This window comes from Vibrio sp. Vb0304 (assembly GCF_033338995.1).
GTDB classification, from domain to species: domain Bacteria; phylum Pseudomonadota; class Gammaproteobacteria; order Enterobacterales; family Vibrionaceae; genus Vibrio; species Vibrio alginolyticus.
In genome coordinates, this window is the sequence record NZ_JAWOTT010000145.1 from 1 (window position 1) to 1,359 (window position 1,359).

The 1,359-nt window shown below is 51.9% G+C and carries 2 protein-coding genes; both read right to left on the reverse strand.

What is annotated here, in order from left to right; translation table 11 throughout:
• Positions 1-1,057 (reverse strand): threonine ammonia-lyase, biosynthetic (ilvA, locus tag R7P35_RS24535; protein WP_318092949.1); only part of this gene is annotated, 1,057 nt, incomplete at its 3' end.
• 2 nt (positions 1,058-1,059) lie between these two features.
• Positions 1,060-1,359: dihydroxy-acid dehydratase (locus tag R7P35_RS24540; RefSeq protein WP_318092950.1), on the reverse strand; the 300-nt coding region annotated here is incomplete at its 5' end.

Below are 1,359 nucleotides of genomic sequence, written 5' to 3' on the forward strand. Positions count from 1 at the left end.
AAGCGCCTTGGCGTTCTGGAATTGTCACGGCCAATAGACCTTCACGCTTCTCACCTAATTCACAACGCTCTGAAACATAACGTAAACCATGGAAGTTGGTATTCGCGCCAGACAGCACCGTGGCAAGGTTTTTGTTTTCCAGTTGGTTTTGCTCAACAAACTTCTTCAAGCCAGCAAGCGCAAGCGCCCCGGATGGTTCAGCAATCGCGCGAGTATCCTCAAAAATGTCTTTTACGGCAGCGCAGATTTCATCGCTTGAAACCGCCACATGACCATCAATGTATTTCTGACACAAGCGGAACGTTTCTTCACCGATGCGTTTTACCGCCACACCATCAGCAAACATGCTGACTTGGTCGAGTACCACCGGCTCACCAGCATCAAGCGCCGCTTTCAGACAAGACGAGTCTTCAGGTTCGACGGCGATGACTTTGATTTCTGGCATCAGTTGCTTGACCAGAACCGCTACACCAGCCGCCAAGCCACCGCCTCCAACTGGCACGAAGATGTAGTCGAGATGACCATTTTGCTGCAGCATTTCCATGCCGATGGTGCCTTGGCCTGCGATCACCAACGGGTGGTCGAAAGGAGGCACGAACGTATAACCGTGTTGCTCTGACAAGCGTTCGGCCTCGGCTTTGGCTTCATCAAAGTTGCTGCCGTGCAGCACCACATTGCCACCGAAACTGCGTACCGCATCGACTTTGATGTCTGGCGTTGTCTTTGGCATAACAATCGTGGTTTTGATTCCGAGTTTGGTGCCAGACAGTGCCATGCCTTGAGCGTGATTGCCTGCCGATGCTGCAATCACGCCTGCGGCTTTCTGTGCTTCAGTTAGGCTTGCCACCATGTTGTAGGCACCGCGCAGTTTGAACGAGTGTACGGGTTGGCGGTCTTCACGCTTGATCTGTACGTTATTCCCGATACGTGCAGATAAACGAGGCATTTCTTGCAGCGGTGTGACTGTTGCGACTTCATAAACAGGTGCGCGAAGGATTTGGCGCAGATAGTCTGCCCCAGATTGATTCGCTTTTTTTTCGGGTTGAGATTCCATCATGGCTAGCCCTCTAGCTTCGATTTATCTCGTACTGCACCTTTGTCAGCACTGGTTGCCATGCTGGCGTACGCTTTTCGGGCGAAAGACACTTCACGTTGACGATTTGCTGGTTTCCAACCAAGTTCGTCTTGTTTTACGCGGCGCTCTGCAAGTTCCTGTTCCGAGATCTCAAGAGAGATGCTGCGATTTGGAATATCAATCGCAATCAAATCGCCGTTTTGAACCAAGCCGATCGCACCGCCATTGGCGGCTTCTGGAGAAGCATGGCCGATAGACAGACCAGAGGTACCACCAGAGAAGCG